This is a genomic window from Pontibacter oryzae (assembly GCF_003576375.1).
GTDB lineage: Bacteria > Bacteroidota > Bacteroidia > Cytophagales > Hymenobacteraceae > Pontibacter > Pontibacter oryzae.
In genome coordinates this window covers 756,007-771,597 of sequence record NZ_QWGE01000002.1, presented here as the reverse complement: position 1 = coordinate 771,597, position 15,591 = coordinate 756,007, and the positions used below count along the sequence as shown (strand labels likewise).

13 protein-coding genes are annotated in these 15,591 nt (G+C 47.0%); 2 read left to right on the top strand and 11 right to left on the bottom strand.

The window, feature by feature from the left end; translation table 11 throughout:
- Positions 1-73: 73 nt before the first annotated feature.
- Together D1627_RS08165 and D1627_RS08160 are read right to left on the bottom strand one after the other, a co-directional pair.
- Complete coding sequence (locus D1627_RS08165; RefSeq protein ID WP_119431712.1) at positions 74-1,684, bottom strand: AMP-binding protein; 1,611 nt, start codon at positions 1,682-1,684, stop codon at positions 74-76.
- Positions 1,685-1,879: 195 nt separating this feature from the next.
- Entirely contained in the window at positions 1,880-3,202 is a 1,323-nt protein-coding gene (locus D1627_RS08160) for a glycosyltransferase family 4 protein (protein WP_119431711.1), read from the bottom strand.
- Between the two features lie 191 nt (positions 3,203-3,393).
- Between D1627_RS08160 and ffh the strand changes: the two genes are divergently transcribed.
- Complete coding sequence (gene ffh / locus D1627_RS08155) at positions 3,394-4,728, top strand: signal recognition particle protein (protein ID WP_119431710.1); 1,335 nt, start codon at positions 3,394-3,396, stop codon at positions 4,726-4,728.
- Positions 4,729-4,802: 74 nt separating this feature from the next.
- Here the strand turns inward: ffh and D1627_RS08150 are convergent, their stop codons facing one another.
- The 5 genes from D1627_RS08150 to D1627_RS08130 form a co-directional block, all read right to left on the bottom strand.
- Positions 4,803-7,154, bottom strand: a complete 2,352-nt coding sequence (locus D1627_RS08150; protein ID WP_119431709.1) for a hybrid sensor histidine kinase/response regulator — start codon at positions 7,152-7,154, stop codon at positions 4,803-4,805.
- Positions 7,155-7,203: 49 nt separating this feature from the next.
- Complete coding sequence (locus D1627_RS08145) at positions 7,204-7,614, bottom strand: response regulator (protein WP_119431708.1); 411 nt, start codon at positions 7,612-7,614, stop codon at positions 7,204-7,206.
- 31 nt (positions 7,615-7,645) lie between these two features.
- The gene (locus D1627_RS08140; protein WP_119431707.1) at positions 7,646-8,362 is read right to left on the bottom strand and encodes a sensor histidine kinase; all 717 of its coding nucleotides are present in this window, start codon (positions 8,360-8,362) and stop codon (positions 7,646-7,648) included.
- Between the two features lie 19 nt (positions 8,363-8,381).
- Entirely contained in the window at positions 8,382-9,896 is a 1,515-nt protein-coding gene (locus D1627_RS08135) for a sensor histidine kinase (RefSeq protein ID WP_119431706.1), read from the bottom strand.
- Between the two features lie 144 nt (positions 9,897-10,040).
- Entirely contained in the window at positions 10,041-10,526 is a 486-nt protein-coding gene (locus D1627_RS08130) for a nucleoside deaminase (RefSeq protein WP_119431705.1), read from the bottom strand.
- Positions 10,527-11,105: 579 nt separating this feature from the next.
- Here D1627_RS08130 and D1627_RS08125 point away from each other — a divergent pair.
- Complete coding sequence (locus D1627_RS08125) at positions 11,106-11,621, top strand: hypothetical protein (protein ID WP_233555555.1); 516 nt, start codon at positions 11,106-11,108, stop codon at positions 11,619-11,621.
- Positions 11,622-11,790: 169 nt separating this feature from the next.
- Here the strand turns inward: D1627_RS08125 and D1627_RS08120 are convergent, their stop codons facing one another.
- The 4 genes from D1627_RS08120 to D1627_RS08105 all read right to left on the bottom strand — a co-directional run bounded on the left by D1627_RS08120 (position 11,791) and on the right by D1627_RS08105 (position 15,572).
- Positions 11,791-12,198: a DUF429 domain-containing protein gene (locus D1627_RS08120; protein ID WP_158607156.1), complete on the bottom strand. Its 408-nt coding sequence runs from the start codon at positions 12,196-12,198 to the stop codon at positions 11,791-11,793.
- A gap of 52 nt (positions 12,199-12,250) precedes the next feature.
- Complete coding sequence (locus D1627_RS08115) at positions 12,251-13,204, bottom strand: polysaccharide deacetylase family protein (RefSeq protein ID WP_119431702.1); 954 nt, start codon at positions 13,202-13,204, stop codon at positions 12,251-12,253.
- 194 nt (positions 13,205-13,398) lie between these two features.
- Complete coding sequence (locus D1627_RS08110; RefSeq protein WP_119431701.1) at positions 13,399-14,598, bottom strand: threonine synthase; 1,200 nt, start codon at positions 14,596-14,598, stop codon at positions 13,399-13,401.
- 74 nt (positions 14,599-14,672) lie between these two features.
- Positions 14,673-15,572 (bottom strand): LysR family transcriptional regulator, encoded by a 900-nt coding sequence (locus D1627_RS08105; RefSeq protein ID WP_119431700.1) that lies wholly within the window; start codon positions 15,570-15,572, stop codon positions 14,673-14,675.
- Positions 15,573-15,591: the final 19 nt, after the last annotated feature.

The window sequence follows — 15,591 nt, the reverse complement described above, 5'->3', positions numbered from 1 at the left end:
ATTTTACGCTAAGGCTCCATAAGCTAAACGTCAGCAATATCTCTTTACTAATCATAGCAACGGTGTTTCATACTTACAGTCCGAGTTCTTTGGTCGAAAGGTCCCGCATCTCCACTTTTCTTATCTTGCCAGTCACCGTCATCGGGAAATCATCCACAAATTTCCAGTACTTAGGGATTTTGAATGTCGGGATTTGACCTTTGCAGAATTCGCTGAGCTGTTCATTAGTAGTTTCGGTGTTATCATGCAGCTTTACCCAGGCCATAACCTCCTCGCCATACTTTGAGTCGGGTACACCGATAACGTGCACGTCAGCCACGGCTTCGTGCGTCATGAGAAATTCTTCTATTTCGCGCGGAGCGATGTTTTCACCGCCACGAATGATCAGATCTTTGATGCGCCCCACAATCTGAATGTAACCTTCCTCGTCCATCACGGCCAGGTCGCCGGTGTGCATCCATCGGTCTTTAATGGCACGTTCCGTGGCTTCCGGCATGTTCCAGTAGCCCAGCATAACAGAGTAGCCGCGCGTACATAATTCGCCGCGCTGGCCTTTAGGCACAATAAAGCCAGTTTCCGGGTCTACTATTTTAACCTCCAGGTGCGGGTGTACGGTTCCGACGGTGGCTACGCGCTTTTCTAATGGCGTATCAGTGCGGCTTTGTGTAGACACGGGGCTGGTTTCCGTCATGCCGTAACACACCGTTACCTCGCGCATGTTCATCTTTTGCTGCACCTTTTTCATGGTGTCGATAGGGCAGTTGGAGCCTGCCATCACACCAGTGCGGAGACTTGAGAAATCATACTTCGGAAAACTAGGATGGTCTAGCTCAGCTATGAACATGGTGGGTACGCCATAGAGGGAGGTGCATTTCTCTTCCTGCACTGTTTTCATAACCTGCTCAGGGTTAAAAAACTCGCCGGGCACCACCATGCATGCGCCGTGTGTAATGCAAGCCAGATTCCCGATCACCATCCCAAAGCAATGGTAAAACGGCACCGGAATGCAGACGCGATCCTGCTCGGTATACTTTAATATTTGGCCAATAAAGAAGCCGTTATTCAGTATGTTGTGGTGCGAGAGTGTAGCGCCCTTCGGAAAGCCAGTCGTGCCGGAAGTATACTGAATGTTGATCGGGTCGTCGAACTGCAGCGTTTGCTCGCGTGTTTCCAGCGCCTCGGTGCTTATCGTTTTTCCTGTCTCCAGAAAAGACTCCCAGTCACGGCCAAGTATAACCGTTTGCTCCGGGTATTCGCAGTGCGGCTTTATTTCATCCAGAATCTCCACATAATTTGTCTGCCTGAAATTGGGCGCGGCGATAAGTAATTTTATCTGGCTCTGCTGCAAAGCATACTTCAGGTCGTTGGCTTTATAGGCCGGGTTGATGGTTACAAGTATGGCTCCTACGCGTGCGGTGGCAAACTGCACAAGCACCCATTCGTAGCGGTTCGGCGACCAAATGCCCACACGCTCGCCTTTTTGAATATCCGCGGCAAGCAGCCCTTTGGCCACCTGTTCTACCTGTTCCCAAAACTCATGATACGTGGCGCGGTAATTCTGTGTCACCATCACGAGGGCCTCGCGGTCACCATACTTTTCTACAGTTTCGCGCAGGCTTTGGCTGATGGTTTCACCACGTAGAGGTGTGCTGCTTGTTCCGTGGGCATAGGAGAGTGCGTTCATAGGTTATCGGATTAAGGTGAGAATAAGCATAGCCCATACTTGCGGCTAAGCGGCTGCAAAAAGTATGAACTAATACTTAAGATAGGAAATACGGCGTATCGATGCGAGTTATACCATCAATTTTTTTAATCCTTTTCAGTAAACGAAAAAGCAGCCTTTTGGGGGCTGCTTTCACTGTTAACGGATACATACATATCATTTGCTCAACGATTTGATGAGGCTGGCTAATTCCTCTGTGAGCGCCTCACGGGAGTAGCGCGAGTGGTTAATGTATGGCAAGTCTAGGTTCGGGTTGATCTTCCAGGCTTTGCTCCACTGGTTCATGTGATCCAGCATTAGGTCATAGGCGGTGTAATGGAACAGCCGGCCAGCACCACACTCATCAATGATGCGGTCCAGGTCGGAGTGCACCGGACCCAGGGCAATAATGGGTTTGTTGGCGGCCAGGTACTCAAACAGTTTGCCTGGAACGTTGGCGTACACGTTATCTACATCAGCTATAGCCAGGAAGAGCACGGTGCTTTCCATCATATATCTGATTGATTCGTGGTGCGGCACATAGGGTATAAACTCCGTGATGCCCAATACGCCCGCCTTCTCGATGCGCTTTTTAACGCCCTCGGATACTTTGCCCACAAAGCGCAGCTTGTAGTTTATCTCGCTATGCACTGAAAGTAAATGTGCCAGCACCTTCAGAAAAACATCAATGTTATAGTTCTCTGTTATCGTTCCGGTATAGGTTATCAGCAACTCATCTTTTGGCGGCTTGCTTTGGTATGTAAAATCTGCACCATCATACCCGTTCGGGATTACATGGATCTTGTCCGGGTCGATGCTGGCCGGCTTGTTCAGGAAAAGCCTTTTGGTATCCTCGCTGGTTACGATAATGGCATCGGCCTGCTCCAGCACCTGGCGCTCATACTTTTCATCGAGCCGCTTGGCAAGCGCCGTATGGTACAGCTGGTCGTAATAATGGATGTTGGTCCAGGGGTCGCGGAGGTCGGCAATCCAGGGCAGGTTATACTTCTTCTTCAGTTTTAAGCCGATAAGCTGCGTGGAGTGCGGCGGACTGGTGGTAAGTATGGCCTTATATTTACCGACTTTTAACAGCTCCTGCGCTTTGCGCAGAGCATGCTTGTTCCAGCCAACGCGTGCGTCAGGTATAAACAGGTTGCCGCGCACAAACTTGAACACCTTGTCCACTAACGTATCCTTGGATTGCTGATTGGCAAACCCGCTGTAAGGGATTTCCTTCTTCCCCGAAAGCTTCTTGTAATACTCAAAAGGCTCAGAGGTTGCCGTGCGGTATACTTTCAGCCCATCGGGCACTTCCTGCGCAAAAGTGGCATCCAGGAGCGGGTAGGAGGCTTGCTTTTCGTCGACGGTGAGCACGGTGGGAATCACGCCGAACTGCGGCAGATACTTGCAGAACTTGAGGCCGCGTTGCACGCCCGGGCCCCCTGAAGGCGGCCAATAGTATGAAATATATAATAAGTCTGTGAGGTCAGTTTTTTTCAAAGCAATTCCTAATAAGCGTTCATTTCCAAATATAGGGAATTATTGATTCCGATATTGGCTTTACGCGCTCTGTGGGCTGCTGTTGTATTTATACTTGGCCCGGAACCTTAACTGATCTGGCAGTTGTCGTACATTTGAGTAGCAAGTATTGCTGATATTCCTTATTTTTGTAGGTAAATCCAGAAAAAGAGATGTTCGATAATTTAAGTAACAAACTGGACCGCGCGTTTAAAACGCTGAAAGGTCAGGGTAGCATTACCGAAATCAACGTAGCGACAACCATTAAAGAGGTACGCCGTGCCTTAGTGGATGCCGACGTAAACTATAAAGTTGCCAAAACTGTAACTGATAACATCAAAGAGAAGGCCCTGGGCCGTGATGTACTGATTGCTGTGTCTCCGGGCCAGCTGATGGTGAAGATCATGCACGAGGAGCTGACCGAGCTGATGGGCGGAGTGAAGCAGGATATTAACCTGAAGGGCGAGCCAGCAGTTATACTTATCTCTGGGTTGCAGGGTTCCGGTAAAACAACCTTCACAGGTAAACTTGCCAACCATATCAAGAAGCAAGGCCGTTCCGTAATGGTGGCAGCCTGCGACGTGTACCGCCCCGCTGCAATTAACCAGCTGCAGGTACTTGCCGAGCAGGTTGGCGTAGAGGCTTATACCGAGCTGGATAACAAAAATCCTGTTCAGATCGCCCTGAACGCCATTGAGCACGCCAAGAAGACGCATAAGAAAGTAGTTATCATCGATACCGCCGGTCGTTTGGCGGTGGATGAGGCGATGATGAACGAGATTGCCGAGATCAAAAAGGCCATCAACCCAACCGAAACCCTTTTCGTGGTTGACTCCATGACAGGCCAGGATGCGGTGAACACTGCCAAAACGTTTAACGAGCGCATTAACTTTGATGGCGTTGTGCTAACAAAGCTGGATGGTGACTCACGTGGTGGTGCGGCCCTTTCTATCCGTGCCATTGTTGAGAAGCCTATCAAGTTTATCTCTACCGGCGAGAAGATGGAGGCGCTTGATCTGTTTTACCCGGATCGTATGGCGCAGCGTATCCTTGGCATGGGTGATGTTATCTCCCTGGTTGAGCGTGCGCAGCAGGCGTTTGATGAGGACGAGGCGAAGCGTATCAACAAGAAAATCCGCAAGAACCAGTTTAACTTTGATGACTTCCTGACGCAGCTGGAGCAGATTAAGAAAATGGGTGATATCAAAGACCTGGTTGGCATGATCCCGGGTGTAGGCAAAGCATTAAAAGATGTGGAGATTGATGAGAACGCTTTCAAGCCTATCGAGGCAATCATTAAATCCATGACCAAAGCCGAGCGCGAGAACCCGGACATGATCAGCGGAAGCCGCCGTGCGCGAATTGCCAAAGGTAGCGGTACGGATGTGCAGCAGGTTAACAACCTCATGAAGCAGTTTAATGACATGCGTAAGATGATGCGCTCTATGAACAAGATGGCCGGCAAGCGTGGCGGCCTGAGCAACATGGCAAACCTGATGAAGCGCTAATATAGCATCAAGTATAAAAAAGAGCGGCCATACTTTCTGAAAGTATGGCCGCTCTTTTTTATAGGCTTTTAGGTTTAGGCTATTTCATGTAGTTGGCTAAGTTCCTGATTTAGCAAATCCACGAGCTCCTTGCTCTGTAACATCGACTGTACGATCAGTGGTTTTATGCTTAGGATGTTATGCTGCTCAATGGCTTGCTGTAGTTCCTCTAATGTGCCGAGTAAGGGTTGGGCTGAAATAACAGCGATACTATCGTGCAGGTCGGCTACGGCATGTTCTAGTTGCTGCAAGTTACGCTTTTCGTCATAACTGGCTAACGCTTCCTGTGCGGTAAGCGTGCTATTAAGGCACAGCGTGAGCAGCTCGTTCAGGAAGCTTGCCCGGTCCGGAGACAGTTTGTGCAATGGTTCCAGTTTTATACTTGGGGCAGCATGCGCCGAGGTGGTTGTGCAGCCATTCTGATGCGTAAGCTTATAGATGGTTTGATACAGGTGCTCCGGCTCGAAGGGCTTAGACACGTAAGCATCTGCACCTGCAGCGAGGCACTTTTCAACTTCCCCAGTAGTAGCGTGTGCCGTAAGAGCAATGATTGGAATGCATGCTTGCTCGCCGCCGTGCTTCCGGATGTAGCCTGTGGCATCGTAGCCATCCATTTCTGGCATCTGCATATCCATTAGAATAAGGTCATAACGATTTTTCTTAAACATCTTCAGCGCCTCCATACCGTTGGTCACCATATCTAGCTCCACTTCCCAATCTGCGAGCACGGTTGATATGAGCAATTGGTTTATCTCGTTATCCTCGGCAAGCAAGATTCGCAAATGGCTCATAGGCAAGAGCTCTAGCTCCCCAGACTCTTGCGTTTCAATTGGCACTTCTTTTTGTGTTTCTGAGGCATTGGGAGCAGAGAAGGGTAGGGTAAAGGTAAAGGCACTGCCAGCCAACGGTTGGCTACGCACAGCAATTGTGCCTCCCTGCATTTCGACGAGGCTCTTGGAAATAGAAAGCCCCAGGCCAGTGCCGCCATACTTACGGGTTGTGTCGTTGGTTGCCTGGTTGAAGCTCTCGAAAATAAGCTGAAGTTTGTCTTCAGCGATGCCTATACCGGAGTCTTCTACAGTAAACTCTAGCAATATCTTGCCATTTGAGTCTTCTAAAGTATGAATCAGAAGCTTAATGTCACCATTTTCAGTAAACTTATTGGCATTGCCGATGAGATTCAGCAGCACCTGTTTCAGCCTGAATGGATCCCCGACTAGTGTTTGAGGTACATTGCCGTTATGGTGCGTAAGCAGCACGTTGTTACGCTCGCTTACACGCACTTGCATTAAGTCTACAATATCCTGAATAAGTTCATCTAGGTTAAAAGAGATATTCTCAAAAGTGAACTGCTGCGAGGTGATCTTAGATAAATCAAGCAAATCGTTAATGATGAGCATGAGGTTGTTGGCAGACGTTTGGATGGCTTTGAGAAATTTGTGCTGCTCTTGGTCTAGGTTTGTTTTTTGGAGCACATTTGTCAGGCCAAGTATACCATTCATCGGTGTTCGGATTTCATGGCTCATGTTTGCCAAGAACTGCTCTTTTACACGCACTGATTTTTCTGCGAGTTCTTTCGCCTGTGTCAGTTCGCGCTCATTATTCATCCTGTCCGTAATGTCAATGGCAAACCCGGTTATGCCCACAAACTTGCCAAACTCATTGTAAATCGGTACATAGTGTGCTTTAAAGAAGGAACCATTGAGGTCATCAATCGACTGAATAGTTTCTCCGTTGAGGGCTCTTTTAAAACGGTTGAGTACACGCGGAAAGCTACTCAACACATCAAGGCATGATTTCCCGACTAACTCCTCCGGGTTAAGGCCTAGCATCTCCCAAACCTTGCCCTGGACAAATAAAAACTCGCCGGCAGCATTGGTGCTAAAAAAAGCCATAGGGGAGCTTGAAATTATCAGATCAAGCTGATATTGTGCGTCGCGGAGGCTTTTTTCGTACTTAAAACGCTCTGTTTCAGCTTTGCGCAAACGTATGGCCGAGCGAACACTGTGAGAAATAGCTTCAGGCGTAAGTATGCTTTTTGGGATATAATCAGCCGCGCCCAGCCGGATTGCCTGAGCTGCGATGCGTTCGTCCCCGTGCGAGGTAACCAACAGAAGTGGCGCTTCCAGTTCCAAATGCTGCAATTGCTCCAGCAAGTCCAAACCGTCCATATCTGGTAGTTTGAAATCGATGAAAATACAGTCAAAGGTTTCTTGATGCAACAACTGCAGTCCGTTCGAGCCGGAGGAGGCCGAGAACGTCTGTGTGTTCAGTCCAGATTTATGTAAAGAGCGCTTAAGAGCCATTTGGTCCACCTCGTCATCGTCAATGATGAGGATTTTCAGCTGCTCAACGGCCTTTTGCTTATGTTGGAGAAACTTATGCACTTGAAACTATTACTTATGATTATATCTGCAACCTCTTGCCTGTGCCGTCTTACGGACGCTCACACAGTTGCCAGTAGTTGTTAAGCGTTGCTACCGATGAGATGAACTTCTCGAAGGAGAGCGGCTTAAGAATATACCCTGCAACATTAAAGTTATAGGCATTGATTTTATCACTGTCCTGGTTTGAGGTAGTCATCACAAAAACACTGGCGCTTTTAAAGGCATCGTCAGAGCGAAGTTCCTTCAAAAACTCAATGCCGTTCATTTTGGGCATGTTGATGTCCAGAATGATGATATGCGGAAAAGGCACTTCACCGTTCCGAAGCATTTCCAAGGCTTCTTCTCCGTTGTGAGCTATGAAAAGCGGGTTAGTGATTGTGTTTTTCTTGAAAGCGCGCTGCACGTTCATAATATCCACTTCGTCATCTTCCACCAACAGGATATTTATCAATTTTTCCATATGAGCCTGAGACTTTAAAAAGGTATTAAAGTTAATTAAGGGTTTGTATACTTGAAGGCCAGCTAAAGTGCACGGTTGTACCGCCATGCTGGTTAGCTTCAGCCCTGATAGAGCCTCCTACAAATTGCACAATTTTTTTTGAAATTGCCAGTCCGGCACCAACAGTGTCCAGGGCATCCTTAGGCGATACAGTATAGAAAAGAGAAAATATCTTTTCGTAGGCATCTTCCGGAATACCTTGTCCATCGTCTGCAATGCTAAATGTTATCATGCCATCCTGCTGGTACCATGCCACGAAAATGCAAGGCTGGTTTTTATCTGTAAAGGTAACAGCATTTTGCATGATATTACGCAAGACTTGTTTCAGTTTTAATTTATAGGTAATAAATTCCGGTAATTCTTCAGGCAGATTAAGCCCTACATTCTCAGGCAGTTCATCGCGAAGTTCATCAATCAACTCAGATACACTGACCGGCACAATTTCCATGTCGGTGCGGGTGGCCCGCGAAAACTGTAGCAAAGCCTCAATCATGCGCTCTAAGCGCGCGGTGCGGTTGCGGAGCAGGTCAATGTTCTGCTTTACGTCCGGCGACAGGTCCTCTCCTAAATCCTCTTCAATCCAGGCCGACAGGTTGGAAATGGCACGGATAGGCGCTTTTAAATCGTGCGAGACAATGTATGAGAACTCTTCAAATTCTTTTTGCAGTTGTTCCTTTTCAGCAAGGCACGGGTGAGGGGTGGTCGTCATGGGGTAGGTATACTATAAGTTATGCCAATTCCAGGCTGGTTGTTGCTGCGGTTACAGTATTTTCAGCTTTAGGCCAGCTAAAAACAAATTTGCTGCCCAAGCCTGGCTCAGACTCGATGTGAATTGAGCCGCCTTTTTCATCAATTATCTTTTTGACAATGGCTAACCCTACGCCAGTGCTTTCTTTTGTATCGCGGGCCTCCATGGTTTGGAAAATGCCAAACACCTTCTCATGATACTCCTTGGAAATACCTGGGCCGTTATCTTCAACCCAAAACTCATAGTTGCCGCTCAATTCTCTGGCGCCAATATGCACGTGCGGGTTTGGCTTATCGTTATACTTTATGGCATTGCTGATCAGGTTTGAGAATACCTGGTGCATAAATATATGTTCTGTATTAAGCTCTGGCAAAGATGGGTCAACATCCACGTGAACGTTCTGCCCCGTCGAGAGTGAGTCAACTATGTCGGTTACCAGTTTGTGGCTTGAGAAATGCTGCTGAGGGAGCTCTTTTCTACCGATGCGAGAATACTCCAGAATGCCATTGATCAGATTCTCCATGCGCAGCACACGGCCACGCAGCAAGTCTATGTTACGCTTTACGTCTGGGTCCAGGGCAGTGCCAAGGTCTTCCTCAATCCACTCGGCCAAGCTGTTAATAGCGCGTAGGGGGGCCTTTAGGTCATGCGATACGACATAGGCAAACTGGTCCAGCTCATCGTTGCTTTTCTGCAGGTCTGTAAAACTCTCATCCAGGCGCCAAGCCATCGTGTTCAATGATTTCGACACCACAGAGATCTCATCGCTGCGCTTGTCCACAACACGTGCCTTAAAGTCACCGTTTGTGATTTCTGTGGCCATGGTGGCAAGCCCTTCCAACCTGGTTCGTATAGCTTTTACAAGGATCTGGATAATCATGAAGCCAACGGCAAGGCAGATAATCGTAAGTGCGATGGCCAGATTGTTCGTTAAGCGCAGCGTGCCGTTCAATTCTGCCATGCGAACGTTTTTGAGCTTTAGCTCATGCTTGTCAAAGGCATCAATATGGGCCCTGATGCTATCCATCATCTTGCGGCCTACACCCTCTCGGATAACATTTATGCGAAAGTCCTCATAAGCTGCCTTGCCAGAATCTGATTGAAGCGACCTTTTCTGGAGTTTGATGGAGCGTGCAGCAAAAGTATGCAGCCAACGATCATAGGTCTCGTCTATAGCTGCCAGCCGCTTGGTTTGCAAGGTATCGGTAACTTGGCCTGAGAGCCGCTTTATGGTAGCGGTATACTCTTTCCTACCCTTATAATAAGGGTCCAGGAATGCCTCGTTGTCTGATACCTGAAACCCACGCACACCTGTCTCCGAATCGATTATGGCTTTAGCCATGGTTTCTGAAAGGCGCAGGATCTCAGAGGAGGTTATTGCCCGTTGCACATCCGTTTCTATGACTGATGACTGCAGCACGTAAGAAGCTGTTACAAATGCAAAAATAAGCATGATAAAGCCGAAGGCTAAATAGATTTTTGTAAGAAGCTTCATTCGAGGTTTTTAGTCAGGTTTGTTGACTGATGCAGGGGCAATTTAAGGGCTTATTTTAGCCTTCTAAAAGTGCCGGGACCAGGCAAAACTTGTGCAATATAGATTTTTGTACTTTTGCTGACAATACTCTCACTATTAAAGTTCTTAATAAGGCTGTTTATTTTCGCGTTGCATCCATGCCTCAAAAGCCACCTTCGCCTCATCGGGAAGTAACTGCTGCATCGGGATGCATCGCTGGCTGCGTTCCTTTTCAATCTCCTGGTATATAAATGAGTCATCAAACCCTATCTCGGCTGCATCGCTGTGGGTGTTGCCAAAGTATACTTTTTTTAACCTAGCCCAGTAAATAGCACCCAGGCACATAGGGCAAGGCTCACAGCTAGTGTAGATCGTACAGTCTGCCAAATCGTGGGTGCCCAATGCCAAAGCGGCTTTTCTTATTGCATCTACTTCGGCGTGCGCGGTTGGATCATGGGAGGAGAGTACATTGTTGAATCCGCGGGCTATAATCTCATTTTGGCGTACTATCACTGCTCCAAACGGCCCACCGTAACCTTGTTCCATTTTCTCTCTGGATAACCTGATCGCTTCCCTCATGAAGGTTTCGTCAGGCAAGTAAGTGTCTTTCATAATAACTTTTAACTGACTTAGTTAATTATCTGATAATCAGAATTGTGTATAGGGTTTATTGTATTGTTGTTTAAAGCTGTTTTCCACAGATCTTGCATAAGGTTTAAATTGCTGATAGCAAGCTGGCTAAACATGCTTAAACGAGTTGGAAGGTTTACGAGATGCTGGAATTACACGGTTTAACCACTGTGCAGGCATAAAAATAGCTTATACTTCACTTGTGCGGTTTTAATGCATACTCGAAGTATAAGCTATTGCAATTGTCGCCTACTTAAGGCTAAATCTTTGGGTGATTGGAATCAATTTACAAAGTGTATATGAATTTTCCAACTATTTATATTGCTTACGATGGTTGGTGTTTAAAGTTTGAAATCATTTATAAAGACTAGCTTCTCCTAAATACTCCAACGTATAGGTAAGCCGTAAGGTCTAATATATCTTAAGCCAGACCAATGCGTATGAAATCGTAAGACTTAAAATCGTTGAATTGCTATGAAAAAACTAACTCAACCATTAGCTATAGTTCTTTTTTGTTGCAGCCTGTTCTTTACGGCATGCTCAACATCTAAAGAACAACAAATGGAGGATGACCTTGCCGAATTCAGAACCTGGGTGAATAACGCAACTGCAAACGTTGCTAACCGCACCGAAGAAGACTGGAAGCGGGCCCGTGCCGATTTTAAAACGCGTACGCAGGAGTTGGACCTGAAACAAGAACAGTTTAGTGATGAGCTGAGAGCAGATTACAAGAATTTAAAAGAGGAATTCAGGTCCGCCGATGAACGCTATCAGCAGAATATGGCTGAGCCGGAACTTGCCGCTTGGCGCACTGAACTATTGGGCACGTGGGCCGATTATAACATGCTTAGTGAGAACAATATACGAGATGCATACATTACCTTCATGGAAAATGTGCGGGCAAAGAAAGGAAATTGGTCTAACCAAGACTGGGAAATGGCCAAAAGAGTTATAGAGGAGCTTAATGAGCAGAAGCAGCAGATAAAAGCACCTATTCCAACGGATACAGAAGTGAAAATCAAAGCGTTGCAGATGGAGTTTCGGACGCTAGAAACGGCAGCGGATATTACCAATTAAGCCTAAATAATAATGCGCCCCTCTTTGGCATCACCATAAAGTATAGATTTGTTTAATGAATGTCTATGTCCTGATTTCCAGCAAAGTAAAGCATCAAGCTGGTGCCAGTTAGTTGGCTTTTGATAAAGTTGATAGGCTAATAAGCCCTGCAGTTCTTCTGAGTATTCAGTTAGGGCGGCAGGGCTTTTTTTTTGGCTGTATTATTGAGCAGAACTTTGGCCGCTTGCGACGGGTACGTCTCAAGCATGGCTATGCCTTCATGGGCAAGCTTTAACCGTAGCTTCATGGCACGCGCTGTAAGCCCTCCAATGAACATCGGAGACATAGCGCGCACTTCCCTGTCGGCTTGCCGGTAAAAGAAATCGGCATCGGGGTTTTGAGGTGTTTGGTAGTATGCGCTAGGGAGCGTTAGGGGAGCATCTATGTAAATTACCTTGGGCATTAGTTCCCGAATCAACTCTAACAGCCATGTATCAGCGTCTTGGCCTTTTTGGCTTTGCCATAAGTGCAATTGGTTATCCTTTACCATCGCCACAGCTGTAGTGCCTGCTAGTTTAGAGCCGTAATCGATTCCCATGTGTTGCCCCATGTTTTCAGTATTTATGCGAATGAATGTAGACGTGGATACCTTACTGGTGTACGCTGAACCTGTTTATTTGCCCTGAGATATCTTTTGTTTTATGAAAACTGCCTTTTATATTCTTGTAGAGGGAGTTAGGGCTCCAGTAGCCGCTTGCAATTATCCGACGGATTGTGTGGAGCGGATCTATGCTATCGCGCTTAGCGGCAAGCTGAAACGAAGCTTTTATGCCTCGGTTCTTTAGCTCAGGTATACCCTGCGTGTTCCAAAGGCCAAATGGGTATGCAAAATAATTTATAGGCGCCCCAGTGATTTCCCCTAAATCCTGTTTGGGTTTTGAAACCTGCGTTTCCCAGTCCTGGGATTCGTATTTTTTGACCTGGTGATGGTCCCAGGTGTGGTTGCCAATAGCGTGGCCACGCGCTGCAAGATCTTTTACCTGCGCCTTCGACATGTAGCGCGGTCTTCCTAATGAAACTGTCATGATAAAGAATACTCCCTTAAAGTTATACTTTTCTAAAATAGGGGTAGCAGTCTCATACTGTGTAAGATTTGTATCGTCGAAGGTGAGCATTATAGGTTTTTCAGGCAGGCTGGCTCCTGTGGTAAGGTAAGCCATTAGTTGGTCCGGTAAAATTGTGTGATAACCACTATCAGCGAGCATTTTAATGTGTTCTTCAAATCGCCGCTCAGGGACAATGTATGTCTTAGCGAGCTTAGAATCAGAGCCGGCCCAGTCACGGATTTGGTGGTAACAGAGGATAGGGACTTCCGGTCTGGAAAGTATAGCTGATGCATCAGTTGTGGAGTCAATAAAGGGGCTCTCCTCGCCCTCAGGTACAGAAGAAACCGCATCAGAATCTATACTTTCAGCTTTGGGGCGGTTGGAAAGATTTACATTATATTTTGTATTTTCCTTAGTGTTTCGATCACAGGATACGGTAAAAATAAGTAGGCCAAGTACAAATAATTTAAACAGCGGGGTGCAGGGTTTAGAGTACATAAATCTGTTGAGGTAAAAGCCCAATTTACCAGTTTAATTGTTGGCGTTAAAGTATAAACTTAAAAAGGTATGAGCTGAAAAAAGAACCTCCTGCCCAAGGAGCAGGAGGTTGGTAAGTATGAGTGGATTTATATGATCAGGCTATAAGCGGAGATCCATTGTTGGCGGCTCAAAAACCAGCGTAATTTGGGATGTTAGTCTGCTGACATGCCAGCTATATTTGACATATACTTTTGGCCATTACCTGTATTTAAAAGCAATATGCTTTCGTCTGCATCTAGCATTCCTGCTTGCAGAAGCTTCTGAGTGGCCACCCATAGCGCAGCACCTTCTGGGGCTACAAACAAGCCTTCATACTTGCCTAGGTCGCGGAGGCCATTAATCATTTCTTGGTCAGCTATGCCGATCGCTGTGCCACCCGATTGCTGTAATACGCGCAGCATCATCTGCTCCCCAATTGGCCGTGGCACTGCCAGCCCATTAGCTATGGTTGGTTTGCCTGCATATTGTTTGGCGTTAGGCTGGCGCCCATAAAACGTTTCGACTAAGGGTTGGCAGCTGGCTGCCTGCACAGCTATCATGCGCGGTAGCTTAATGTCTTTGGCAAGCCAGCCAAGGGATTTCATTTCCTGAAAGGCCTTCCAAATTCCTATTAAACCGGTTCCACCCCCAGCAGGATAAAGTATCACGTCTGGTAAATCCCAGTTTAGCTGTTCTGCTATTTCGTAGCCCATGGTTTTCTTGCCTTCCAGGCGGTACGGCTCTTTCAGGGTAGACACATCCAATAACTTTCCGTTTGTGTTAAGTGCGGCTGCTTTCGCTGCGCAGTCGTTAATAAGTCCATCTACAAGTATAACCTCGGCGCCATACCAGTAACATTCTTCTTTAAAGGCATCAGGCGTGTGGCGGGGCATAACAACTATGGCCTTCATGCCTGCCCTTGCACAATAAGCAGCCATAGCTACGCCGGCATTGCCAGCAGTTGGTACAATGCAGCCTTCCACTCCGAACTCCTTGGCCTTGGAAATAGCCATGCTTAACCCACGTGCTTTAAAGGAGCCGGTTGGGTTTTGGCCTTCATCCTTTAGTAGTAGTTTGCTGAGACCAATGCGGCTTGCCAGGTTTTGCAAGCGTAGGAGAGGCGTAAAGCCTTCCCCGAGGCTAACGATATGCTCTTGCTGCATTACCGGGAGTAGTTCTCTGTAGCGCCACATAGTAGCTTCACGGCCTGAAAGGACGCTTCTAGATAGCTTAGCCTGCAGGTCATAGGTAGCCTCTAGCGGCAAGCCGCAACAATGGGAGAGTGTTTGCATCTCAAATGCGCTATACGTGGCTGCGCAGTTTGAGCATTTCAGGTTATCTAATAAACTGAAATTGGCTGTTGATGTCTTCATAGTTTTAAGTTCTACGGCAAGTAGACATATAGCTATGAGGAAATCAAATAGTATTTAGTTATAGGCTATTCCAATTAGGAATAATGAGATTTTGTGAAGCGGATAAAATTCTTGAACAGTAGATCATTTTCGCTGCCTTTGCGCTGGATAAAGTAAAACGTGCGACATACGCTCAGGCCTGCCACCTGTAACTCAACAAGCTCACCTGTCTCAAGCTCTTTAACCACCGCTGGGCGTGGCAGGAACGACAAGCAGGAGTCATCGGCCCGTACAAAGTTTTTAAGGGCCTCCGTGCCACCCAGGCGTATTTTAACCGGTATATCGTTCAGGCGGATGCCTTTCTGTGAAAGAGCCTCTTCTAACACGGCTAGAGTGCCTGAGCCATACTCGCGTAGAGCCAGCGGGTTATTGTAGAGGTCTTGCACCTGCAGTTGCTGGTGCTGCAGTGGGTTTTTAGCCGAGCATACAGGTATTACCTCGTCCTGCATAAAAGGCGTGTAACTCACGTTATTCAACTTGTTTATTCCTTCTATAATGCCAAGATCGATCTCATGGTCCACAAGTGCCTTAAGTATGTTTTCTGAATTCCGGTTCTTCAGCGTGAGCTGCACGTTAGGATTTTGGTTTAAGTATGCCGAGAGCACAGCCGGGAGTATGTATAGCGAAATGGTTGTGCTAGAGCCAATAACCATGCGCACCTGCGGCAAGAATTCTGAGTTTATGTTTTTAAACCCCTCAAACAGCTCGTGCTGCAGCTCCTTAGCTTTCAGTAATTTATGGTAGAGCAGCTCACCGGCAGAAGTTAAGCTCACGGTATTGCCATGGCGGTCGAAAAGGCCAGTTTTATAATATGCCTCCAAAGCCTTTACCTGCTTGCTAATAGCAGACTGGCTAATAAATAAAGACTGGCTGGCTTTGGTGAAGCTCAGTAAACGGGCAACTTCAAAGAAAACTTCGTGGCGCTGGGAAAGCATATTCAAAACTGATTTAAGC